This window comes from Deinococcus sedimenti (genome assembly GCF_014648135.1).
GTDB lineage: Bacteria > Deinococcota > Deinococci > Deinococcales > Deinococcaceae > Deinococcus > Deinococcus sedimenti.
The window spans coordinates 80630-104229 of the sequence record NZ_BMQN01000003.1 but is presented as its reverse complement, the minus strand read 5'-3'; the positions used below and the strand labels follow the sequence as shown (position 1 = coordinate 104229).

19 protein-coding genes and 1 riboswitch are annotated in these 23600 nt (G+C 71.4%); of the genes, 11 read left to right on the top strand and 8 right to left on the bottom strand.

The genetic code is table 11. The features are described from left to right. Positions 1–209 precede the first annotated feature (209 nt). On the bottom strand, positions 210–1391 hold the full coding sequence (locus IEY69_RS09640; RefSeq protein WP_189072949.1) for an acyl-CoA dehydrogenase family protein: 1182 nt from the start codon (positions 1389–1391) through the stop codon (positions 210–212). Between the two features lie 162 nt (positions 1392–1553). Here IEY69_RS09640 and tal point away from each other — a divergent pair, with 162 nt between their 5' ends. Then, entirely contained in the window at positions 1554–2468 is a 915-nt protein-coding gene (tal, locus tag IEY69_RS09635; RefSeq protein ID WP_189072948.1) for a transaldolase, read from the top strand. 148 nt (positions 2469–2616) lie between these two features. Here the strand turns inward: tal and IEY69_RS09630 are convergent, their stop codons facing one another. Further along, positions 2617–2892: a hypothetical protein gene (locus tag IEY69_RS09630; RefSeq protein ID WP_189072947.1), complete on the bottom strand. Its 276-nt coding sequence runs from the start codon at positions 2890–2892 to the stop codon at positions 2617–2619. 130 nt (positions 2893–3022) lie between these two features. On the opposite strand from IEY69_RS09630, the gene IEY69_RS09625 reads away from it, so the two are divergent. Then, positions 3023–3217, top strand: a complete 195-nt coding sequence (locus tag IEY69_RS09625) for a hypothetical protein (protein ID WP_189072946.1) — start codon at positions 3023–3025, stop codon at positions 3215–3217. Between the two features lie 3 nt (positions 3218–3220). On the opposite strand, the gene IEY69_RS09620 is transcribed toward IEY69_RS09625, so the two are convergent. After that, entirely contained in the window at positions 3221–4468 is a 1248-nt protein-coding gene (locus IEY69_RS09620; RefSeq protein ID WP_189072945.1) for an MFS transporter, read from the bottom strand. Positions 4469–4603: 135 nt separating this feature from the next. On the opposite strand from IEY69_RS09620, the gene IEY69_RS09615 reads away from it, so the two are divergent. Further along, complete coding sequence (locus IEY69_RS09615; protein WP_189072944.1) at positions 4604–5215, top strand: SMI1/KNR4 family protein; 612 nt, start codon at positions 4604–4606, stop codon at positions 5213–5215. Positions 5216–5219: 4 nt separating this feature from the next. On the opposite strand, the gene IEY69_RS09610 is transcribed toward IEY69_RS09615, so the two are convergent. Further along, the gene (locus IEY69_RS09610) at positions 5220–7037 is read right to left on the bottom strand and encodes an ABC transporter ATP-binding protein (RefSeq protein ID WP_229783818.1); all 1818 of its coding nucleotides are present in this window, start codon (positions 7035–7037) and stop codon (positions 5220–5222) included. Between the two features lie 286 nt (positions 7038–7323). Between IEY69_RS09610 and rsgA the strand changes: the two genes are divergently transcribed. Next, the gene (gene rsgA / locus IEY69_RS09605) at positions 7324–8313 is read left to right on the top strand and encodes a ribosome small subunit-dependent GTPase A (protein ID WP_189072943.1); all 990 of its coding nucleotides are present in this window, start codon (positions 7324–7326) and stop codon (positions 8311–8313) included. A gap of 405 nt (positions 8314–8718) precedes the next feature. Further along, on the top strand, positions 8719–9909 hold the full coding sequence (locus tag IEY69_RS09600) for a S8 family peptidase (RefSeq protein WP_189072942.1): 1191 nt from the start codon (positions 8719–8721) through the stop codon (positions 9907–9909). A gap of 192 nt (positions 9910–10101) precedes the next feature. On the opposite strand, the gene IEY69_RS09595 is transcribed toward IEY69_RS09600, so the two are convergent. Continuing rightward, positions 10102–10980: a LysR substrate-binding domain-containing protein gene (locus IEY69_RS09595; RefSeq protein WP_189072941.1), complete on the bottom strand. Its 879-nt coding sequence runs from the start codon at positions 10978–10980 to the stop codon at positions 10102–10104. A gap of 80 nt (positions 10981–11060) precedes the next feature. On the opposite strand from IEY69_RS09595, the gene IEY69_RS09590 reads away from it, so the two are divergent. After that, positions 11061–11495, top strand: coding sequence for an Ohr family peroxiredoxin (locus IEY69_RS09590; protein WP_189072940.1), 435 nt, complete (start codon positions 11061–11063; stop codon positions 11493–11495). A gap of 271 nt (positions 11496–11766) precedes the next feature. Here the strand turns inward: IEY69_RS09590 and IEY69_RS09585 are convergent, their stop codons facing one another. Beyond that, on the bottom strand, positions 11767–12141 hold the full coding sequence (locus tag IEY69_RS09585) for an HU family DNA-binding protein (protein WP_189072939.1): 375 nt from the start codon (positions 12139–12141) through the stop codon (positions 11767–11769). A gap of 286 nt (positions 12142–12427) precedes the next feature. On the opposite strand from IEY69_RS09585, the gene IEY69_RS09580 reads away from it, so the two are divergent. Then, on the top strand, positions 12428–14062 hold the full coding sequence (locus tag IEY69_RS09580) for a long-chain-fatty-acid--CoA ligase (RefSeq protein WP_189072938.1): 1635 nt from the start codon (positions 12428–12430) through the stop codon (positions 14060–14062). A gap of 352 nt (positions 14063–14414) precedes the next feature. Next, entirely contained in the window at positions 14415–17249 is a 2835-nt protein-coding gene (locus IEY69_RS09575; RefSeq protein WP_189072937.1) for a sensor domain-containing protein, read from the top strand. Between the two features lie 313 nt (positions 17250–17562). Here the strand turns inward: IEY69_RS09575 and IEY69_RS09570 are convergent, their stop codons facing one another. Continuing rightward, positions 17563–18975: a phosphohexomutase domain-containing protein gene (locus IEY69_RS09570; protein ID WP_189072936.1), complete on the bottom strand. Its 1413-nt coding sequence runs from the start codon at positions 18973–18975 to the stop codon at positions 17563–17565. Positions 18976–19076: 101 nt separating this feature from the next. Between IEY69_RS09570 and IEY69_RS09565 the strand changes: the two genes are divergently transcribed. Continuing rightward, positions 19077–20138, top strand: coding sequence for a mannose-1-phosphate guanylyltransferase (locus IEY69_RS09565; RefSeq protein WP_189072935.1), 1062 nt, complete (start codon positions 19077–19079; stop codon positions 20136–20138). Between the two features lie 60 nt (positions 20139–20198). On the opposite strand, the gene IEY69_RS21945 is transcribed toward IEY69_RS09565, so the two are convergent. Beyond that, on the bottom strand, positions 20199–21767 hold the full coding sequence (locus IEY69_RS21945) for a GGDEF domain-containing protein (protein WP_189072934.1): 1569 nt from the start codon (positions 21765–21767) through the stop codon (positions 20199–20201). Between the two features lie 74 nt (positions 21768–21841). Then, positions 21842–21956, top strand: a riboswitch (cobalamin riboswitch). A gap of 138 nt (positions 21957–22094) precedes the next feature. Here IEY69_RS21945 and IEY69_RS09555 point away from each other — a divergent pair. After that, positions 22095–22958 carry an ABC transporter substrate-binding protein gene (locus IEY69_RS09555; protein WP_189072933.1) on the top strand — a complete coding sequence of 288 codons (864 nt, stop codon included), beginning with the start codon at positions 22095–22097 and terminating at the stop codon, positions 22956–22958. Then, positions 22955–23587: a cob(I)yrinic acid a,c-diamide adenosyltransferase gene (gene cobO, locus IEY69_RS09550; protein ID WP_268243862.1), complete on the top strand. Its 633-nt coding sequence runs from the start codon at positions 22955–22957 to the stop codon at positions 23585–23587. The genes IEY69_RS09555 and cobO overlap by 4 nt, the downstream gene beginning before the upstream one ends. Positions 23588–23600 lie beyond the last annotated feature (13 nt).

Sequence of the window (23600 nt, the reverse complement as noted above, 5' to 3'; positions counted from 1 at the left end):
TCACTGGCCCCCGACCCTCCCCCAGGGGATTTAACGAGCAGGACCCCCCCCCGGGAGGATCTGCCAGCACTCATCCCGGGGGGAGGGTCCTGCAGATCGAATGCAACGTTCGTGGCAGGGCGCCTCATGGCCGCGCGGCGGCGCGGAGAACCGCCACCACCGACCCCTCACCCCACACGGAGGCGGGGTGACCCTCTGCGAACCGGAACTCAGTCCCGCAACGCCGCGTCGGGAGCCGGTTCAGCCGACGGTGAGTCTAGCAGCGCCGCCCCGAACGCGGTCAACGCCGCCTCATCTCCCGGCGGATGCGTCAGACCAGCCCGCGCGTCCCGCAGCAGCCGCTCCAGCGGCAGGCTGGCGGTCAGGGCCGCGCCCCCTGCCGCCCTCACCGCGAGATCACTCGCGGTCACGGCCGCGTTCGTCGCCACGACCTTGGCCGCCCCGATCAGCGGCGCGGACGCCGCGCCCGGCCCCGCGTCCCAGCCCTGCGTGGCGCTCAGCAGCAGCGCCCGCGCCGCCAGCACCTCCGCCCCGATGCGCCCCACCTGCTCCTGCACTCGCGGCACCGTGGCGATCGGCGCGCCTAGCGCCGTCGGCACCCGCTCGTGAGCGTACGCCCGCAGCGCGTCCAGCGCCGCGAACCCCACCCCCAGGTACGTGCCGGCCACCGCCGTCCAGAACCACGCGCTGCTCGCCGGATGCGCCGCGGCCGGCGGCGCATGCAGCCGCGCCGGCGCGCCCGTGAACACCACGTCGTGACTGCCGCTCCCACGCAGGGCCAGCGCATCCACCCAGGTCGGCTCGATCTGCACGCCCGGCCCCCGCAGGTCCACCAGGTACCGCCCCACCTGTCCGTCCGGCGCGGCCGCCGTCACCAGCGCCCACGTCAGCGCCCGCGACCCCGTGCTCCAGGTCTTGCGGCCCGTGACCCGCCACCCCCCGCCCTCGAAGCCCGTGCCGTCCGGCTCGGCCCGCGTGCGCGGCAGTCCCCCCCGCGACGGGCTGCCCAGCTCCGGCTCACTCGCCAGCGCGTTGAGCAGCTCACCCCGGCCGCTCGCCTCCGCCAGGACCGCCAGCAGCTCCCCGGGCAGCGTGCGCCCCTGGAAGGCCGCGCCGGTCACGTGCCCGTGCATGGCCAGCACCAGCGCCAGCCCCGCCCCGGCGCGGCCCAGCGTCAGCTGCGCCAGCGCGAACTGCGTCAGGTTCGCGCCCAGCCCCCCCTGAGCCGCGGGCACGGTCAGGCGCGTGTACCCACTCTCCGACAGGGCCCGCGCCGCGGCCGGCGTGACGTCCTGCGCGGCCTCGCAGGCCGGCCCATGAGCGCGGATCGCCTGCGCGGCCCGCGCGACCACCGCCGCCTGCGACTCACTGAGCACCAGAGGGACATCCATGACGCGCAGGGTACGCCCCGCCCGGCGCGTCACGCGGCCCACCTGTCCAGGGCAGCTGCATGAAGAGTTGCTGTAGGGTGGAAAGCTCGGAAACGCGCCACCCTCAGTGGTGTGCGGCGCGCCCCGCCCCGCAGGAGCGGCCGCGCCCGGAAGGAGAGACCCATGAACGCACTCGAACAGCTCAAGCAGATGACGGTCGTCGTGGCCGACACCGGCGATCTGGACGCCATCCGCCAGTACCAGCCGCAGGACTGCACCACCAACCCCAGCCTGATCCTCAAGGCCGCCACGCTCAGCGGCTACGCGAAGCTGCTGGACGAAGCGCGCGGCATGGACGACGTGGACGCCGCCATCGACTTCCTGACCGTCGCCATCGGCACCGAACTGACCCGGATCGTCCCCGGGTACGTCAGCACCGAGGTGGACGCCCGCCTGTCCTTCGACGCGGACGCCATGATCACCAAGGCCCGCCACCTCATCGACCTGTACGCGCAGCGCGGCGTGGGCAAGGACCGCATCCTGATCAAGCTGGCCACCACCTGGGAAGGCGTGCAGGCCGCCCGCGTGCTGGAAGCCGAAGGCATCCGCTGCAACCTGACCCTGGTCTTCAACCTCGCGCAGGCGGTCGCCGCCGCGCAGGCCGGGGCGTACCTGCTCTCGCCGTTCGTGGGCCGCATCACCGACTGGTACAAGAAAGCCGAAGGCAAGGACAGCTACCCCGTGGACGAGGACCCCGGCGTGAAGAGCGTCCGTGAGATCTACCACCACTTCAAAACCCACGGGTACGACACCATCGTCATGGGCGCGTCCTTCCGCAGCGCCGCGCAGGTCAAGGCGCTGGCCGGGTGCGACCGCCTGACCGTCAGCCCCCAGCTGCTCGGCGAACTCGCCGCCGATGAGGGCCACCTCGAACGCGTGCTGAAACCCGAAGCGGCCACACAGACCGAACCCGCCCTCACGGAAGCCGACTTCCACTGGGCGCTCGCCAGCGACCCCATGGCCACCGAGAAGCTCGCCGAGGGCATCCGCGGCTTCCACGCCGACACCGAGAAACTCCGCGCGCTGCTGCGCGGGTAAGCCCACCTGACCCGGCGGCCCGTCCTGTCCTGAACGGGCCGCCGGGTCAGGATGGCCTAACCGTCACCTGAACGTGCGACCCCCGCACCGTGCACGTCAGCGTGACCGGCTCGCCCCGGTTGAACCCGGTCGGCGAGGTGCGTACCGCCTAAACCTGCGCGCTGAACGTCCCCTTTTCCACCGTCACGCTGGACGGGATCAGCCGGCGCCCGTCCAGGTCGGTGCGGCCACTCAGGGCGTCCAGGCAGGCCTCGATGCCACCCTCCCGCGCGTTCCACGCAGCGGGGCTGGCGTGCGGCGCGAGCAGCGCCCCCACCAGGGCCGCGCCCATCATCAGGGACGTCAGGGCGCGGCCCTGCCACGCGGGCAGAGTGGCCGACGGAGCGGTGGCGCGGGCAGACGACTGGGGGGCGCGGTTGAGCATGGCCCGAGCGTGCGCCCGGCCCGCGGGCGGCGGTACTGGCGGACTGGCGGGGCCGGTCGGCCGACTGGCCAGCCCATCCGGGCCACCCGGCAGATGGCCCGGCACGCCGCCGAAGCGCAAGCTGGGCACCATGACCTGCCGCGCTCCTCGTTCCCCGGCCACCCAGACCTCCGTCCGGTCTCCGGCGGCCCGCGCCGTGGTGGGCGTCTGGACGCTGTTGGTGAGCCTGCTGGCCCTCTCGCACGCCCTGCCGCACCCGGCCGCCGACCAGGCGGGAACACCCCCCGACACGGTGCGCCCGGCGGCCGGGGAGGCGCACCACTGACACTCAGCCCGCCCGCACCGCCCGCCGGGCCGGTGGGGTGACCCGTAGTGCCAGCGCGCCTGCCGCGACCGCCAGCACCGCCGACGCGAGGAACGCCGGGGCGTAGCTGCCCAGCGCGTCGCGGGTGACGCCGCCCAGCCAGGACGCCAGGGCCGCGCCGACCTGATGCGCGCAGAAGATCCAGCCGTACACCGTGCCGACGTTCGCCCGCCCGAAGGTGTCGGCGGTCAGCGCGGTCGTGGGCGGCACGGTCGCGATGTAGTCCAATCCGAACAGCACCGCGAAGATCGTGAACGCCATGCCGGGCGGCACCAGCGGCAGCAGCGCCAGACTCAGGCCGCGCACCACGTAGTACGCCGCGAGCAGCAGCCTAGGGTCCACCCGGTCGGTCAGGTACCCGCTCGCCAGGGTGCCCACGAAGTTGAACGCGCCCATCAGCGCCAGCGTGCCCGCCGCGAATGTCGCGCCCAGGCCCAGGTCCCCGCAATACGCGATGAAATGCGTGCCGATGATGCCGTTGCTCGTGAACCCGCACGCGAAGAACGTGACGCTCAGCAGCCAGAAATCCCGGTGCCGCAGCGCCCGCGCCATCACGCCCGCGTCCGGCACGGGCGGCGCGACGGGCGGAGCGTCCGGGTCGGCCACCTCGCCGTCTGGGCGCAGGCCCACGTCCTCCGGGCGGTCGCGCAGCAGCGCCAGCAGCAGAGGCGCGAGCAGGAGTGCGGCGCCCGCCACGATCAGCGTCGCCTGCGCCCACCCCACCGTCTGCGCCCAGCGGGTCAGCAGCGGAATGAACAGCAGCTGCCCCGCGCTCGTCGCCGCGCCGAACAGGCCCACCACCAGCCCCCGGCGCCGCACGAACCAGCGCGTGGCCACGGTGGCGCCCAGCACGCTCCCCACCAGTCCCGTGCCCAGGCCACTCAGCAGGCCCCACGTCAGGTGCAGGCCCAGCTCGCTGCCCACCCGCGTACTCAAGGCGAAACTGACCGCCACCAGCAACAGACCCGCGCCTGCCACCCGCCTCGGCCCGAAGCGGTCCATCAGGCGGCCCGACAGCGGCGCCGCCAGCCCGAACACCAGCAGCCCCAGGCTGGCTGTCAGCGACAGCGTGCCCCGGCTGAATCCCAGCGACTCCTGCATGGGCAGCAGGAACACCCCCGGCGCGCTGCGCGCCCCCGCCGCCAGCAGCAGCGCCAGCACCGTCACCACCACGACCACCACCGGGAACCACCGCGCACGCGCTGAAAGCATGAGCGCAGTGTAGGCCGCGCCCGGACGGCGGGACATGGGGGAACCCGATGCTCACGCGGCTCCGTCCCGCCCGCCACCGATCCCTGGCGCAGGTGTGGCTCCCCGGCCCCGCTGCGCGCGCCACACTGGTGCGCGATGACCGACCCGATCTCCGTCCTGCGCGACTGGCTCACCGCTGCCGTCGGTGAGGCGCTCCCCGAGCAGCCGACCAGTCCGGCCCTGGACTCACTGGAGGACACCCTGAACGTGCGGGTGCCCGACGACCTGCGCCGGTACGTCCGGGTGATCGGCCCTTATCTGACGCGGGCGGAGCACGGCCTGTTCTTCGGCATGAGCGCCCTGCCGCTGGATTCCGGCTGGGGCGGTGAGCTGGTGCAGGCCAGTGCCGACTGGCCGCCGGTGGAGGCCGTGGATCCGCCGGGGACGCTGCGTCCCGTTCCCTTCGACCCGGCCTGGGTTCTGCTCGCGCATGACCACGGCGGCGCGTACCTCGCGGCGGACCTGCGGCCCGGCCCCGCCGGGCAGGTGGGGCAGATCATCTCCTGCGGCCCACGTGAAACCCGGCGGCTCCAGCTGGCGGTCAGCCTGACCGAGTTCCTGACGGACCTGCTGTGGCACGCGGCGCGCGGCACGGTGCAGGTCGAGCGCGAGGCGGGACGGCTGGACGTGTGGTTCACCGATCCGGAGGTCACCCACCCCATCGACCTGTGCCTTCAGCGTGGAGCGGCGGCCCTGCGGCGGAGTTGAGCGTTCAGGCGTATCCGCGTGCCTGGAGGTCGTACAGCGTGGCGTAGCGCCCGCCGAGGGTCATGAGGTCCTCGTGGCTGCCGCTCTCGACGATCTCGCCTCCGTTCAGGACGACGATCTGGTCAGCCAGCCGGACGGTGGAGAAGCGGTGCGAGATCAGCAGGGTGATGCGTTCCCTGGTCTGTTCACGGAGCGCCTGGATGGTCTCGAATTCCGCGCGGGCGTCGAGGGCGGCGGTGGGTTCGTCGAACACGAGGACCGAGGCGTCGCGGAAGTACAGGCGGGCCAGCGCGAGGCGTTGCCACTGCCCGCCGGACAGCTGCCGTCCGCCCTGGAACAGGCGGCCCAGCGGGGTGTCCAGGCCCTGTGGGAGGGTGCCGATGAATTCGGCTCCGGCGCGGTCGGTGGCCGCCTCGACGCCCGCCGCGTCGTCCAGACGGCTGACCTCGGCCAGGGCGACGTTGTCGCGGGCGGTCATCTGGTACTGCCCAAAGTCCTGGAAGATGATGCTCATCTCCTTCTGCACGCTGCGCGGGCTGAACCGCGCGGCGTCCATGTCGTTCAGGAGGATCTGCCCGCCGGTCGGGGCGAACAGCAGCGTCAGGAGTTTCACGATGGTGGTCTTGCCCGCCCCGTTCTCCCCGACCAGAGCGAGGGCCTGTCCGCGCTGCACGGTGAAGTTCACGCCCTGCAGGACATCCCGGTCGGTCAGGGGGTAGCGGAAGCTGACGTCCCGGAATTCGATGGTGTGGATCGGGCCGCTCCAGACCTCCCCGGCGTCGAGGTCGCGGGTGGGGAGTTCCAGGAACGCGAAGAGGTTGCGCATGTACAGCAGGTTCTGGTAGATGGCGGAGAAGCCGTTCAGGAGGTTGCTGACCGTGCCCTGGATCTGCGTGATGCCGAGCACGAACACGCTGAAGTCCCCGACGCTGATCTGCCCGTCGGCGGCGCGGCGCAGGATCAGCGCGCTGGCCAGCCCGATCAGCAGCGCACTGAGCAGCCCCGCCCCGAAGCCCCAGGCCGAGCGGCGCTGCACCAGCGTGACGAGCTGGCGGCGGAAACCCAGGTAGTACTCGCGCCAGCGGCCCAGCAGGTACCCCTCGAAGCCGAAGAGGCGCACCTCCTTGACCAGCGCGTCACTGGTCAGGAGGCTGCCCAGGTAGTTCTGCACGCGTGAGTCGTGCGTCTGGCGGCGCAGCATCCGGTAGCCTTCCACCCCGAAGCGGTTGCTGACGATCACGCCGGGAATACTCGCCAGGATCACCAGCGGCAGCACCCATGGGCCGAGCGTGCTCATCAGGGCGCCTACCGAGCCCAGCGTCACGACCGCGCCCGCCAGGGACACGAGTTGCGTGGCGACGCCCAGGGGCCGCGAGCCGACCTCCCGCCACGCCTGCTGGAGGCGGTCGTAGGTGTCGGCGTTCTCGAAGGCCTCGACGCTCAGGGTGGTGGCCTTGTCCAGGATGTGGCGGCTGACCGAGTGCTGCAGGGCGTCCCCGAGCAGCTGCTGCGCGGCGTTCTGCACGGTGCTGATCAGGTTCCCCACGACGACCAGCGTGACCTGCACGGCCAGCAGCGTCAGCAGCGCCCGGTACGTGACCTGTCCCTGCGCGGCGCGGGCGACCTCGTCCAGCAGCAGTTTGCCGACGTACAGGTTCGCGGCGGGCAGCGCGCTTCCGGCGAGGCTGCTGGCCGCGTATGTCCCGGCGTGCAGGGGGCTGGCCTGCCACACCAGCGCCAGCGTGGCGCGCAGGTCACGCAGCCGCTCCTGCAGGCTGAGTTTCTCGTCGGGCAGCGGCGCGCGCGGCGCGTCGAACCTCACGCGGGCTCCGGTGCGGGCCGCGGGGGCCGGGGCGTGAAGGCGGCAGGGGGGCGAATCATGCCTCACAGGATGCCGCACCGCGCCCATGACGCGCGCCCGGCAGCGAGTGGGGGAGCGGCCCTGGCCGGATGGACGGGGCGGGACCGGGTACGCCACGACTGTGTATCTCGGTTGTGCGCCCTGACTGTGCACCCCGACTGTGCCACTCCACTGGGCACGGGGCGCGCGCAGCGGCTACCCTGGGCCGGATGACTGCCTTCCTGTCCGCTGCCGCCCGGAGTGCCCGTTGACCCTCCCTGACCTGAACCTCGCGCAGATCGGCTGGACGCCGGAGTTCGAGCAGGCCGCGCGGGAGGTGAGGCTCGCCGCGCCCGGCCTGACCCTGCTGCCGGGACGGGTGGCGGGCGTGGGGCGCAACACGGCGACCCTCTGGACGCAGGGCGGCGCGCAGGAATCCGTGTTCGCCGGGACGCTGCGGCAGGCCGAGCTGAGCCCGGTGGTGGGCGACTGGGTCATGGCGGAACCCCTGCTGGACGCGCCGATGCGGGTGCACGCGGTGCTGCCCCGCCGCACGCAGCTGGCCCGGGCCGTGCAGTCCGGGATGCAGGTGCTCAGCGCGAACGTGGACCTGGTGCTGATCATGACGGCGCCGGACGGGGACATTGACGAGGCGCGGCTGTCGCGATATCTGGAGGCGGTACATGCGGGGGGCGCGCGGGCGGCGCTGCTGCTGAACAAGGTCGACCTGACCCGCAAACCCGAGGCGGTACTGGCGCAGCTGCGGGCCCTCGACCCGGCGGTGCCGGTGCTTCCCCTGCGCGCCAAGGAAGGCGAGGGTGTGGCCGAGGTCCGCGCCCTGATCGGTCACGGTGAGACGGCGGCGCTGATCGGCTCGTCGGGGATGGGCAAGAGCACCCTGACGAACGCCCTGCTGGGCCGGGAGGCCGCACAGACGGGCGAGGTCGGCGCGACCCGCGAGGGGCGACACACGACCACCGCGCGCACCCTGTACCGCCTGCCGGGCGGGGGCGTACTGGTGGACAACCCGGGCCTGCGGGATATCGAGGTCTGGCGGGACGACGCGGCGGCGGGCTTCGAGGACATCGAGGCGCTGGCCGCCGACTGCCGGTTCCGCAAGTGCACGCACGGCACGGAACCGGGCTGCGCGGTCGTGCGGGCCGTGTCCCGGGGTCAGCTGCCTCCCGAGCGGGTCGAGGCGTACCGCGCGGCGCAGGGGTGGACGTCCGGCGCGCAGCGGGCGCGCCGCCGGAAGTAACGTGCTGGTGCCTGGGGCAACCGGCCTCTGAACGCGGTGGCCAGCTGCCTTGAGCGGACGGGCCGTCCCAGGGTGGCCTGGCCAACCGCTGTCGTTCTCAGGTCCCCGCTCTGCGAGGCTGCTCGGCGCTGAGGTCACGAGGTGGTGTCAGAACGCCTCGGCATCCTGTCGTCAGCCATGTGTCTCACTGTTCGGTATATCGGGACACAGCTTTTTTTCGACTTAGACACCTGTTTCACTTGAGCGGCCAGCCGGGACCGGTCGGCGGCGACCGGCTCTCATGTTCACTGGCCGCGGACGTCCCTATGATGCCGGAGGTTCCTCACAACACAACCCCCTGAACAGCGTCCCAGTGGCGATGCACAGGGTGCCCCATTCCCAACCGAGGACACCACGGAGGCACACATGAACGCACGTCCCCTGCTCGTTTCCACCGCGCTCAGCCTGCTCCTCGCCGCCTGCGGGCAGCAGACCGCCGCCCCCCAGGCCGGTCAGCCCCAGGGCACGCCCGTCCTCGGCACCTCCAACCCCGAAGCCATCCCCGGACAGTACGTCGTGGTGTTCAACGACGACGTGCAGACCGACTTCACCGCACAGAGCGACTTCATCGGCGCCCTGGGTCTCGATCCGCAGGGCGTGCAGGTCCAGCACGTCTACAGCGCCGCTCTGAACGGCTTCGCCGCCAAACTCAGCAGCCAGAACCTCGCTAAGCTGCAGGGCGACAAGCGCGTCAAGTACATCGAGCAGGACGCCATGATGCACATGACCGCCACGCAGACCGGCGCCACCTGGGGCCTCGACCGCGTCGACCAGCGCAGCCGCCCCACCGACGGCAACTACATCTACAACTACACCGGCAGCGGCATCAAGGCGTACATCATCGACACCGGCATCCGCACCAGCCACACCAACTTCGGCGGCCGCGCCATCTGGGGCACCAACACCACCGGCGACGGCAACAACAGCGACTGCCAGGGGCACGGCACGCACGTCGCGGGCACCGTCGGTAGCAGCACCTACGGCGTCGCCAAGGGCGTCACCCTGGTCGCCGTGAAGGTCCTGAACTGCAGCGGCAGCGGCACCAACAGCGGCGTGATCGCCGGCGTGAACTGGGCCGTGACGAACAAGGGCTCGGCGACCGCCGTCGCCAACATGAGCCTCGGCGGGGGCTTCAGCCAGGCCGTGAACGACGCCGTGAACAGCGCCGCGGGCAAGAACCTGATCATGGTTGTCGCGGCAGGCAACGAGAACCAGAACGCCTGCAACGTCTCCCCGGCCAGCGCCGCGAGCGCCATCACGGTCGGCAGCACCACCAACACCGACACCCGCTCCAGCTTCAGCAACTACGGCAGCTGCGTGGACCTCTTCGCACCCGGCAGCAACATCACCAGCACCTGGAACACCAGCAACACCGCCACGAACACCATCAGCGGCACCAGCATGGCCTCCCCCCACGTCGCGGGCGCCGCCGTCCTGCGCGTCGCGGCCGGCAGCGCCGGCAACAGCGCCGTCACGAGCGCCGTGATCAGCAGCGCCACCACCAACGTCGTCAGCGGCGTCAACGGCAGCCCCAACCGCCTGCTGTACACCCGCTGAGCCAGCGCTCCCAAACGCCCCCGCCTGATGACAGGCGGGGGCGTTCATGTCCTGATACGGATTCCGTCTGTTTCGGTAACAACCAGGAAAGACACCGGGTTGCCAACTCCACGCCCGGAACCCGTTTCTCTCCTGCTCGCTCTGCTGCGCAGCTCTCCGAGTCCGCTCTGGTTGAACGTTTTTGCAAACCTTTCAACCGGAGTCCGCATGAGCGGCCCGCAGCAGCGCGTTCACGGCCGGGTTCTCCGGCGCGGCGCGGGTGACCAGGCCGACGTCCAGCGTCACGCGGTCCTCCAGCGGCACGAAGCGCACGCCCTCCTGCTGCGGGTTGATCAGCGTCTGCGGCACCAGGGTCAGGCCGATGCCCGCCGCGACGCGCGCCACCACCGCGCTCTCGCTGCCGCCCACCGCGCGCGTGCGTGGCACGAGGCCGAACGCCATGCACAGCGCCTGCACCTGTTCCGGCGGCAGGGTGGTGGCGTACGGCGTGCAGGTCAGCCATTCCTCGTGCGCCAGGTCCCGCAGGGACAGGCCGGGCCGGTCGGCCAGCGGGTGCTCCTCGGGGAGGGCCGCCAGCAGAGGGATGCGCGCCAGCGGCCGGGCCCTCAGGTCGTCGTGCCAGACCGGCAGGGCCATGAGTCCGGCGTCGAGTTCGCCGGCCAGCAGCGCCTGCCGCTGATCGGGCGTGCACAGCTCGGTCACGTCCAGTTGCACGTCGGGATTCGCCGCGCGCAGCGCGCGCCACAGCCGTGGGAGGATCGCGGCCTGCGCCGCGCCCATGTACCCCAGCCGGACGCGGCCGGATTCGCCCTGCGCGGTGCGGCGCGCCAGGCTGGCGGCCTGATCAAGCTGCGCCAGGATGGCCTGCGCCTGCGGCAGGAACGCTGCGCCCGCTGCCGTCAGGTCCACGCGGCGGGTCGTGCGGGTCAGCAGGGACGTGCCGATCTCGTCTTCCAGGGCCCGGATCACGCGCCCCAGTGGAGACGCGGCGAGGTTCAGGCGCTCGGCGGCCCGGCCGAAGTGCCGCTCCTGCGCCACGATGACGAACGCTTCCAGCTGTCGACGGTCCACACCGGATTATACCGATCATGGTCGCAATCCATGAACATTGCCGCCTTGATGGCACGGAATCTGGGGCGTACGATCCAGCCATGACTGCCACCGAAGCGAAAGTGCTGTTCACCGCCACCTCCGACGTTCAGGGCGGCCGCACCGGCCAGGCCCAGATCGGCCGCGACCGCCTGCCCGTCGCGCTGCGCCCCGCGAACTCCAGCGTCCAGGGCGCCGACCCCGAAGAACTCTTCGCCGCCGGGTACGCCTCCTGCTTCCTGAGCGCCCTGCAGAGCGTCGCCCGCCGGGACGGCGTCACCGTCGGCGGCACCCCCCAGGCCCGCGCGCACGTGAGCCTCAGCCAGGACGCCCAGGGGTACGGCCTGAGCGTCCTGATGCAGGTCTACCTGCCCGACACCCCCCTGGAGACCGGCGAGGCGCTCCTGCGCGCCGCGCACGCCGTGTGCCCCTACAGCCGCGCCGTGGCCGGAAACGTCCCGGTCGAACTCGAACTGCACGCCCAGCCCCTGAACTGATCCCGCTGCACAGCCTAGAGCCCCTCACCTGTGGTCAGGTGGGGGGCTCTGTCTGCACACCGGACACGAGCGGACTCGCAGAGCTGCAGAGCAGAGCGAGACGGTGGAAACAGCAGCGGCTGGCAGTGGGGTGAAGGGCGTGTCGTTGGCCTGTCAATGGAACTGAACACCGATGTGTGCTGTCCCGCGCTGCATGCGGGCCGGGCGCGCGTTCAGTCAAAAGGAGAGGGGCCGCACCGCAGCGCGACCCCTCCCTGTACTCAGGCGTGGATTACAGGTTGCCCTTGAGGGTGCTGGCGACCTTGAAGGCCACCTTCTTGCCGGCGGGAATCTGGATCTTCTCGCTGGTGCCGGGGCGCACGCCGGTGCGGGCGGCGGTCGCCTTGACGCTCAGGGTGCCCAGGCCGGGCAGGCCGACGCTCTGGCCGCCCTTGATGGCGCCCACGATGACGTCCAGCATGGCGCTGACGGCTTCCTCGCTCTGCTTCTTGGTCAGGCCGGTCTTATCGGCGACCATTTCCACGAGCTGGGTCTTGGCGACCTTGCTGCTCTCGGCCTTGGGAGCGGCTTTGGGAGCGGGAGCAGCCTTGGCAGCGGGCTTCTTGGCGGGGGCTTTCGCAGACTTTTTCGTCATGGTGAGCAGCATGACATAAGGCGGCGCCCTTGGGAAGAGGGGAAGGGAACAGGGAATGCCCACCAGCACGCTTTTTCAGAGCCAATGAAGACAAAAACTCCGTGTAGCACGCACTTTTGGCCAAAACCTTAATTCCGGCGTGTGGGACGTGAAAACTCCCTCAAACCGCCTCCGGAGGACGCCGGGGGCGCGGCCGCCCCGCCCGGCAACCGGTTTCGCGCTATGCTCGACACCTCCACAATTCCGTGCCCCTCCGCCCCCACGCGGAGCCGCCCCATTCCACCGGAGGTCGACCCGCATGACCCAGACTGCCCGCTACTGGCCCGAAGGCAAACCCCGCACGCTGACCCTGCCCCGCACCGGCGTCATGCACAACCTCCGCGTCAGCGCCGAACGCTACCCCGACCGCGTGGCCCTGTGGCACTACGGCCGCACCTGGACCTACGCGCACCTGCACGAGCAGGCCACCCGCCTCGCCGGGCACCTCGCCGCGCGGGGCGTGCAGCGGGGCGACCGCGTGGCCGTCTGGATGCAGAACAGTCCCGAATGGGCGGTCGCGGCCTTCGCCGCGTGGCAGCTGGGCGCCGTGGTCGTGCCCCTGGCCCCCATGCTGCAGGCCCGGGAATTCGGGTTCTTCCTGCAGGACGCCGGCATCCGGGTCGGCGTGGTCGGCGCTGAACTGTACGACCGCGCCCGTCAGGCCGGACTGGGCCACGCAGTCGTGGCGAACGTCATGCGCGGCGCGCAGGCCACCCCCGGCGTCCCCCTCCCCGACGGGCTGGACGTCACGCCCGACCTGCAGGGCGACGACGTGACGCTCGACACCGCGCTGCAGGCCGCGCCCGCCCCGGAAGCGGCCGTCACCGCCGACGACCTGTGCATCATGCCGTACACCTCCGGCACGACCGGCCTGCCCAAGGGCTGCATGCACACCCACGGCAGCGTGCAGGCCAACGTGTTCGGCGCCGGCGTGTGGGTGGACGGCAACGTCGAGGACGTGTTCCTGGCCGCGCTGCCGTTCTTCCACGTCACGGGCTTCATCAACAGCCTCATGAGTGTCCTGACCGTGGGTGCGCGGGTCGTGATCCTCTCCCGCTGGGACCGCGACGCCGCCCGCACCCTGATCCGCGAGCACGGGGCGACCCTCTGGACGAACACGCCCACCATGCTGATCGACATGATGGCCTCCCCGACCTTCGACCCGGCGGACCTGCGCTCCCTGCGCAACGTCACCGGCGGCGGCGCCAGCCTCCCGGCCGCCGTCGGGCAGCGCCTGCTGGACCTGACCGGTATCCTGTTCCTCGAAGGGTACGGCCTGTCCGAAACCATGGCGCAGTCGCACAGCAATCCCAAGGGCCGCCAGAAACTGCAGTGCCTGGGCATTCCGCTGTTCAACGTCGACGCCCGCATCGTGGACCTCGACACCGGCGCGGAACTCGGGGTCGGAGCAACAGGGGAGATCGTGCTGCGCGGCCCGCAGGTCATGCAGGGCTACTGGAACCGCCCGGACGCGACCGCCGAGGCGTTCACGAACATCGGCGGCGAGCGGTTCTTCCGCACCGGGGACCTGGGGTACGTGGACGACGAGGGGTACTTCTACTTCGCCGACCGGCTCAAGCGCATGGTGAACGTGTCCGGCATGAAAGTCTGGCCCGCCGAAGTCGAAAACCAGCTGCACGCCCACCCGGCCGTGCAGGAAGCCTGCGTGATCAGCGTGCCGGATGACCGCAGCGGCGAGCGCGCCCGCGCGCTGATCGTCCTGCGGCCCGGCATGACCGCCACGCCCGCCGAACTGGAAACCTGGGCGCGGGAACAGATGGCCACCTACAAGGTGCCGCGTGACTGGCAGTTCGTCGAGAGTCTGCCGCGTAGCCCCACCGGCAAGGTCGCCTGGCGGCAGCTGCAGGAGGCGGCGCGGGCCAGTCTCACCTGAACACCGGTCTCGCCTGACCGGAGCCTGCAGAGGTCGTGTGTCGCTCAAGCCTTCTCAATCGAGCGGACTCGCAGAGCTGCGGAGCAGAGCGAGTCCCTGACGAAGGATCGGGTGAAAGTGGAGCGGAGGGGCGTGATGCTGGCCCTGAGACGGAACCGGGCACTGCGGTGAGCAACTGCCCGGCCGTGAGCGGGGACTCGCTGCGGGAGCGCGCCAGATGGTGTGGCGCGCTCCCGCGTCCGTCTGCCGTGACCGCAGCCCGGCACGCGGCCGGGGAGCAGGGCAGGGCCGAGGAACAGGGCAGGTAAGATGAGCCGCAGCGCCCACCGCCCGAACCTGACGAGGAGACCCCATGCCGACCGGAATCCGGCTTTTCGAAGCGACGTTCGAACACGCCCCGATCGGCATGGCCCTCGTCGGCCTGGACGACCGCTTCCTGCGCGTCAACCGCGCCCTGTGCGACCTGCTCGGGTACACCGAAGCGCAGCTGCTGCGCGCCACGGTCGGCGACCTCACCCACCCCGACGACCGGCACGTGAGCGCGCCGCAACTCCTGACGCACCGCGGCGACCCGCACGCGGCCGAGATGATGAGACGCTACGTGCGCGGCGACGGACAGGTGATCTGGGCGCAGCTGAATGTCGCCGTGATCCGGGACGAGCGCGGCCAGCCGCTGCATGTCGTGGCGCAGGTGCAGGACCGCACGCTGGAACGCGACCAGCAGCAGCGCCTGCAGGCCGTGCAGGATCAGCTGCAGCTCGCGCTGGACGGCAGTCAGGCCACCCTCTGGGACTGGTGGGCCCAGGAGCGGCGCATCCAGTTCTCGGCCGGCTGGCTGGAACGGTTCGGGTACGCCCCGCAGGACGTCGGCACGCTGCAGGACGACTGGGTGGCCCTCATCCACCCGGCGGACCTCCCGGAGCTGCTGCAGGCCTACCAGACGCACGCCGACGCGCAGACCCCGTTTTACGAGGCCGAGTACCGGTTGCGCGCCGCGAGCGGCGACTGGCGCTGGATTCAGCTGCGCGGCCGGATCAGTGAACGCGGTCCGGCGGGCGAGCCCACCCGCATCACCGGCACGCAGCTGGACATCACCGCGCGCGTGCAGGCCAGCGAGGACCTGCACCGGGTCCGCGCGGACCTGCAGGCCATCCTGGACCACATGCCCGCCACCATCGGCTACTGGGACCGCCAGGAGCGCAACCGGTTCAGCAACGCCGCCTACCTGACCTTCTTCGGCCGCACGCCCGACGAGGTGCGCCAGCTGACCCTGCGCGAGCTGCTGGGTGACGACCTGTACCGCCAGAACCACGCGCACATCCAGGGCGCGCTGCTCGGCCAGAGTGCCGTGTTCGAGCGCAGCGTCCACACCCCCAGCGGGGAGCGCTACCTGCAGGCCGCGTACGTGCCCGACATCCAGGGCGGAGAGGTGCGCGGCTTCTTCGCCCTGGGCACCGACATCACCGCCCGCCGCCGCGCGGAACTCGACCTGATCGAGGCGCAGGACGCCTACCGGGTGACGCTGGACGGCATCACCGACAGCGTCCTGCGGCTCGACGCCGACGGCCGGGTGTGCTTCCAGAACGCCCGCGCCCGCCACCTGTTCGGCAAGGCGGACGGCCAGCCGCTGCGGGACGCGCTCGGCGGACCGGACGGCAGCGCCGCGGACCTGGTCGCGCAGGCCCAGCGGACCGGCGCGGCGCAGCACCTGCCACCCGAGCACGCCGCTGTGCTCGACACCGCCGCCGGACCCCGCGAGGTCGCCATGACCGCCTCCCCCCTGACCGGCAAGGACGGCGAGAACCGCGGCGCGGTGCTGGTCGTGCGGGACGTGACCGAACAGCGCGCCCTGAACCGCCGCATGACCCACCTCGCGCAGCATGACGCCCTGACCGACCTGCCCAACCGCGTGCTGCTGCACGACCGCGTCACGCAGGCCACCGCCGCCCATCAGCGCCGCCGCACCTGCTTCGCCCTGATGTTCCTAGACCTCGACCACTTCAAGGACATCAACGACACGCTCGGCCACCACGTGGGCGACGCGCTGCTGCGGCAGGTCGCGGCCCGGCTGCGGTCTCAGCTGCGCGCCGCCGACACCGTCAGCCGCCTCGGCGGGGACGAGTTCGTGCTGCTGCTCACCGACCTGAACGCCCCCCGCGACGCCCAGCACCTCGCCGGGAAGATCCTCGGGGTCATGCAGGAGCCCTTCGACGTGCACGGTCACCGGCTCAACGTCACCGGCAGCGCCGGACTCGCGCTGTACCCGGACGACGGCGCCGGGGTCGAGGACCTCATGCGGCACGCCGACGCCGCCATGTACCGCGCCAAACGCGACGGCCGCAACCGCTTCCACTTCTTCTCCGGCGAGATCCGCGCCGGCCTGCTGGCCCGCCAGCAGCTCATGAGCGACCTGCGCGCCGCCCTGGACGGCCAGCAGTTCCGCCTGCACTACCAGCCGAAGGTGGACCTGGACCAGGGCCGCGTCACCGGCGTCGAGGCCCTGCTGCGCTGGCCGCAACCCGACGGCACCTTCCGCCCACCCCTGGACTTCATTCCCCTGGCCGAGGAAACCGGCCTGATCGTCCCGATCGGCGCGTGGGCCCTGCGCGAAGCCTGCCGGCAGACCCGCGAGTGGACCGCCGCAGGACTCGGTCCCCTGTCCGTCGCCGTGAACGTCTCCCCGGCGCAGTTCTCAGCGCCGGATTTCACCGCGCAGGTCCAGCAGGCGCTGCGCGACACCGGCCTGCCCCCACAGCAGCTGGAACTCGAACTGACCGAGGGCCTGCTGCTGCACGACATCCCGCTCGCGCAGGGCGTCCTGACCACCCTGCGGGAACTGGGCGTGCAGACCAGCATCGACGATTTCGGCACGGGGTTCGCGAGCCTCAGTTACCTCAAGCGCCTGCCGGTCTCCGGCCTGAAGATCGACCAGTCGTTCGTGCAGGACCTCGGCGCGGCCGACACCGCCATCGTGCAGGCCATCCTGACCATCAGCGGCGCCCTGAACCTCTCGGTGATCGCCGAGGGCGTGGAGACGGCCGCGCAGGCCCAGCACCTGCTGAAGCTGCGCTGCTCCCGCATGCAGGGGTACCTGTTCGCGCGGCCCCTGCCGCCCGCCGACCTGCCCGCGTGGCACCGCGCCTGGCGCGCGCCGGCCTGGGCGGCCGAATCCAGCCCGGCGCGCTGACCCGCCTCCTCGTCTCCGGCGAACGCCGATGGCATGGTGTGCGACCACCGTGCTCTTCGAGCGGCTGCAACAGCAGAATGCAGAGGTCTTGAAGGGCTTCCTCAGTATCTCTGAATCGAGCTCCTGAGAAGGGCGGCGGTTGAAAGTGGAGTTCAGAGGCGTGGTGTTGGACCCTCAATGAAACCGGAAACCGCTGCGAGAAGAAGCCGGGCGGCTTCCAGGTGTGAAGTGCGCCCCCCGTGGTGGGAACCGGAGCCCCGGGGTGCCGCTGAACACCGCGGTCCGCCCCGGCCCCACGCTCAGCTCCCGGCCCTCACCGCAGGTGCCGCAGGGTCAGGGTCCGCAACTGCTCGAGGATGCCCTGCACCTCACCGGGTGTGGGCGCCTCCACGTACAGCCGCACGACCGGCTCCGTTCCCGACGCCCGCACCATGCCGTACCCGCCGTCGAAGGCCAGCTTCACGCCGTCCAGCGTGATTACCTGCTGCACGCGGTGCGCGCCCAGCTGAGCGGTCTGCGCCACGTCATCCATCAGGTCCGCGCGATTGACCGGTCCCGGCAGGTGAAGGTCGATGCGGTCATAGTGGTGCCGGAAGTCGACCAGCTGCTCGATGGCGCGGAACTGCTCGTCGAGGCTCAGGCCCGACGCCGCCACCGTCTCCTGCAGCAGCAGCCCGTTAAGCAGCCCGTCGCGTTCCGGCACGTGCCCCTGCACCCCGATCCCGCCGGACTCCTCCCCACCGATCAGGACCTGCAGCGCCGGGTCCCGTTCGCCCTCGAGGAAGTGATCGGTGATGTACTTGAACCCCACCGGAGTCTGCACGACCTCCAGTCCGTGATGCTGCGCCAGCCGCTCGATGATGCCGCTCGTCGAGACGGTCCGCACCACCCGGCCGCGCCGGCCCCGCTGCGCGAGGTGATGCAGCAGCACCGCGAAGATCTGATGACTGTTGAAGTACCCCCCACCGGCCAGAACCGCGCCGATCCGGTCGGCGTCGCCGTCCGTGACCATCGCGAACGCCGGCCCGCGCACCTCACGCATTGCCTGAGCCGTCACGCCGAGATTGCTCGGAATCGGCTCCGGATTCACCCCGCCGAACTGCGGATCGGGCGACTGCCGCACTCCGTGGAACTCGACACCCAGATGCTCCCGCGTGAACTGCTCGATCCAGCCGCCGGCCGCGCCGTGCATGGCGTCGTGGTACACCGGCAGGCCCGACGCGCGGATCACGTCGGTGTCCACCAGTCCGGCCAGCGCGCCCAGGTACGCGGCCCGCGCGTCCCCCTCGCCCAGCGTGCCGGCCGCCTGCGCCCCGGCCGGCGCGTCGATCCGCGACTCGACCTCCTGCACCAGGGCCGGGGTGGCGCTGCCCCCGTACGGTCCTTTCAGTTTGTAGCCCTGGTACTGGCCGGGGTTGTGACTGGCGGTGATCATCACGCCGCCCGCGTGCCCGCCGCGGCGGACCGCGTGCGACAGCGCGGGCGTCGGCGTGGGCCCCTGCAGCAGCGTCACGTCCAGCCCCGCCTGGGCGAGGGTCTGCGCCGCGGTCGTCGCGAACGCCGCCCCCAGGAACCGGGTGTCGTGCGCGACCACCGCCGACCGGGCCGCGCCGGGCGTGCTCAGCAGCGCCGCGGCGTGCGCCTGCGCTACCCGGCGGACATTGTCAAACGTGAATTCGTCGGCGATCACGCCCCGCCAGCCATCTGTTCCGAACGTCAGCTTCATGAGCGTCAGCCTACCTGAGTGCGCCGGCATCTACCGCGCAGGCCAGGTTCATGTCGGCGTCGTTCAGGCCGCTGTCACGGCGGACCCCGTAGAGTAGCCGCATGACCTTCTACCCGGTGATCCTCGCGGGCGGCAGCGGTGAGCGCTTCTGGCCCCTGTCCCGTAAGAGTAAACCCAAGCAGTTCCTGACCCTGGAAAGCAGCGGCCGCAGCCTGCTGCAGACCACCGCCGAGCGCCTGACCGCCGGACAGGACGGCCTTGAGCACCTGATGATCGTGACCGCCAACGAGCACCGCGGACACGTCCTGGAGCACCTCCCGGACCTGCCACTGGAGAACCTGCTGGTCGAACCGGTGCCGCGCGACACGGCCGCCGCGATCCTCTACGGCGCCCTGACCGTTCACCGCGACGACCCGGACGCCGTCATGGGCGTCTTCCCGGCCGACCACCGCATCGACGATGCAGACGGATTCCATCAGGTGCTCGGGCGTGCCGTGGAGTACGCCCGCACTCACGACGTCCTGGTGACCCTGGGCATGACGCCCGGGTACGCCGCGACCGGTTACGGGTACATCGAGCAGGGCCAGGAGGACGGTCAGACTGGCGTCTACCGCGTGCAGCGCTTCACCGAGAAACCCGACGCGGATCTCGCCCGGCAGTTCCTGAGCACCGGACGCTACCTGTGGAACTCCGGGATGTTCATCTGGCGGGTGGAGACCATCCTCCGCGCCTTCGAGACGCTGGTTCCGGAGCTCTACCAGCAGATGCTGGAGGCTTCCAGGGTGCGCGGCGGCCTGCGGCAGGTGTACCCGACGCTGCCGAAGATCAGCGTGGACTACGCCATCCTCGAGCAGGCGAAAAACGTCGCGGTGATTCCCGCCAGTTTCGGCTGGGATGACCTGGGCGACTGGAACGCACTGGAACGGCTGTTGAAGGGTGACGGCGGGAACGTCGCCGTGGGCCGGCACGTGAGTCTCGACACCGGCGGGGCCATCATGTACACCACCGGGGGCGAGGACCTGATCGCCACCATCGGCCTGGAGGACGTGGTCGTCGTGCGCGCCGGGGACGTGACCCTGGTCGTCCGCAAGGACCGCACGCAGGACATCAAGAAGGTCGTGGCTCAGCTCAAGGCCAACCCGGACCTCGCGCGCTTCGCGTAACGCCCCGCGCCTTTCTCCCCCCGCCAGGCGGCGGGGGGTTCGTCGTCGGCCCGCCCGGGATCACACCGACGCGGCGTCTCGGGGGCGGGCGGGGGCGCCCGGGTCCGGCCCGAACGCGGGCGCGGCGGCGCGCAGGGGCCAGCGGCGCACCTGATTGCGCCCCCCGCGTTTGGCCGCGTACAGCGCCTCGTCCGCGGCGCGCAGCAGCGCGTCGCCCCGGGCGTCCCGGCCGCGCGCCGCGCCGATCGAGACGGTCAGCGTCCACGGAACGGCCGGGAAGACGCCGCGTTCCACGGCGGCCCGCACGCGTTCGGCCACGCCGTCCAGCGCGGCCGGGGGCACCTGCCGCAGGATCAGCGCGAATTCCTCGCCGCCGTAGCGGTAGGCGCGGTCCTCGCCGCGACTGGCGCGGGCCAGCAGGCGGCCCAGCTGCGCCAGCACGTCGTCGCCGACCGGGTGCCCCAGCGTGTCGTTCACGCGTTTGAAGTGGTCGAGGTCGATCAGCAGCAGCGCGTCCTCGTCGGTCAGGGTGGTCAGGTCCTCCTGGAACTGGCGGCGGTTGCCCAGTCCGGTGAGCGGGTCGGTGAGGCTGAGGTGCTGCACCTGCGCGTGCATGGCGCGCAGTTCATTCAGGTGCCGTTCCAGCGCGGCGTTGCGGGCGCGGGTGTCGTCCATGCCGCGCAGGATGTCCATCAGGCGCGCCGCGTGCCGCGTCTGCCCGGCGTGGGCGCGCCGTTCGTGCTGCCGCGCGACTTTCAGGTGCCGCAGCGCTCCCCGGTCGTCCCCGGCGCGTTCCAGCGCGCCGGACAGCTGACTGTGCAGCAGTCCGAGGCGGTAGTGGCTGCCCAGGTCCGCCCGGCTGAGCAGGGCGCGCAGCAGCGCGGCCGCCTCGGCCGGCGGGAGAAACAGGCTCAGGGCGGCCGTCACCTCGACCTGCACGTCCAGGTGCGCGACCGCGCGCAGGGCCTGCAGGCGCGCGAGTTCCGCGTCCGGGCGGGGCAGGCTGCCCTCGTGCGCGGCGCGCGCGGCGCCGTGCAGCGTCCACGCCTCAATGCCCGGGTGCTGCCTGATGAGCGGATCGGCGAGCGCCGCGCGGTGATGCGCCAGCGCCGACGCGTACTGCCCGGCCTCTCGGTCGAGTTCTCCGAGGTTGCCGTGGACGAGCAGGTTGCCGATCGGGTACCCGCAGCGGCGGAACGCGTCCTGCGCCTGCAGCAGCAGGTTGCGCGAGCGGGCCGGGTTCACGTCGCGCAGCTGCACCGCGAGGTCATGAATGCCGGACGCCCACAGTTCGGTGAGGTTCAGCGCCTCGCACAGCCGGATCTGCTCATCGAGGAGTTGCAGCGCCACGTCCGGTTCGTTCAGGTCACCGGCCAGGCACGACAGGACGCTGGCCGCGCGGGCCTGCCACCGGCCGGGGTCCTCGGCGCGCAGGACCTGCAGCGCGGCGGCCAGCGTGCGGGTGGCCGGTTCGAGGCGACCCTCGCGCCAGTCGAGATACGCGAGCACCACCTGCGCTTCCAGTTCGGCGTGCCCCTGGCCGCAGCGGGTCGCGAGCGCCCGCGACCGGGTGGGGTCCAGGTCGCGGAGCGTCCAGGCGTGATCGGCGAGGGGCAGGCTGACAGGCACGCGGGGGTCCTCCTTCAGTGAGTGTGCGGGGCCGGGCCTGTCGAGTCCCTTGCGGGGCGTCAGGTGAAGACCATGCTACCTTCGGTGGACCTGGGTCAGGGGAAGTCCGGTGAGAATCCGGCGCTGTCGCGCAGCGGTATGCGTTCATGGAACGCGAGCCCGAATGCCTCCCAGGGACGCCCCGTTCGGGCACCTCTCGCCGTCAGAGGGTCTGGGAACTGCTGACCTGCCGCCTCTGGCGGCGCTGCGCTCCGGCCCCGCTGAGTTTCAGCGGTTTTTTTGTGCCGCCGCTGGGACAGACCCACCCGCGCACGCCGGAGACCCACCATGCGAATTCCCCTTCTGGCCCTGAGCCTGCTGTCCACCGCGGCCGCCACCTCCTACCCGCTGACCGTCACGGACGACCTGGGGCGCCGCGTGATCCTGAACGCCGAACCGCGGCGCATCATTGCCATGCTGCCCAGCCACACCGAGACGCTCGCTGCGCTCGGCGCGGCGGACAAACTGGTCGCCGTGGACCTGTACAGCAACTACCCGCAGGCCGTCGTGAAGACCCTGCCGAAGGTGGGCAGCGCCTACCAGCCGAACCTGGAAGCGATCGTCGCCCTGAAACCTGATCTGGTGCTGGCCGACGAGTCCGCCGGGTCGCGCCTGACGCAGAAGCTCGCGCAGGCGGGCCTGACGGTGTACGGCGGGACGGGGCAGTCGTTTGGCGAGGTGTTTGAGAAGATCGCGGTGCTGGGGAAACTCACCAACCGCGAGGCGAACGCCACGCGGCTGATCACGTCTATGCGCGCCGACCTGAACGCCCTGCAGCGCAGCGTGGCGGGCCTGCCGAAGGTCAGCACGTACTACGAGATCGACCCCAGCCCGTACTCAGTCGGACCGAACTCGTTCATCGGGACGCTGATCACCAAGGCTGGCGGGCAGACGATCGTGCCGCCCGCGCTGGGGGACTTCCCGAAACTGGACCCGGAACTGATCGTGCAGCGCAACCCGCAGGTCATGGTGGGGCTCACGCTGGACGACGCCCGCGTCCGGCCCGGCTGGGCGAACCTGCGCGCCGTGACGACCGGAAAGGTGTTCAGACCCACCGCCGAGGAACGCGACGCCCTGAGTCGTCCCGGCCCGCGCCTGGCGCAGGCGCTGCGCGCCCTGATCCGCTACCTGCACCCCGAGGCGCGCCTGTGACCGGCGGCCCCACCCCGGATCAGCCCAGCACCGAGGAACGCCGCGCGCGCGCCATGCAGGAACTCACCGCGCAGCGCGACGCGTACCGCAAGCCCGAGGGGATCAGCAAGGGCCGCCGGGGCCTGCTGATCGTGAACACCGGCAACGGCAAGGGCAAGACGACCGCCGCGCTGGGCCTGATGATCCGCGCGCACGGGCGGGGCCTGAGGACGCGGATGTTCCAGTTCCTGAAGCACGACACCGCGAAGTTCGGCGAGCACCGCACGCTGGACCTGCTGGGCATCCCGTACCAGGGGCTCGGGGACGGGTGGACGTGGCGCAGCCGGGACCTGGAGAACTCTGCGGCGCTGGCCGCGCACGGCTGGGACCTCGCCAGAGCGGCAATCCTGGCCGGTGAGGACGACCTGATCGTCCTGGACGAGTTCACGTACCCCCTGAAGTACGGCTGGGTGCCGTGGGCGGACGTGGACGCCACCCTGCGCGCCCGGGATTCCCGGCTGCACGTGGTGATCACCGGCCGGGACGCGCTGCCGGAACTGGTGGCGCTGGCCGACACGGTGAGTGAGGTCAACCCCGTCAAGCACGCCTACGACCAGGGGATCGGCGGGCAGACCGGCATCGAGTACTGACAGCAGAGTTCAG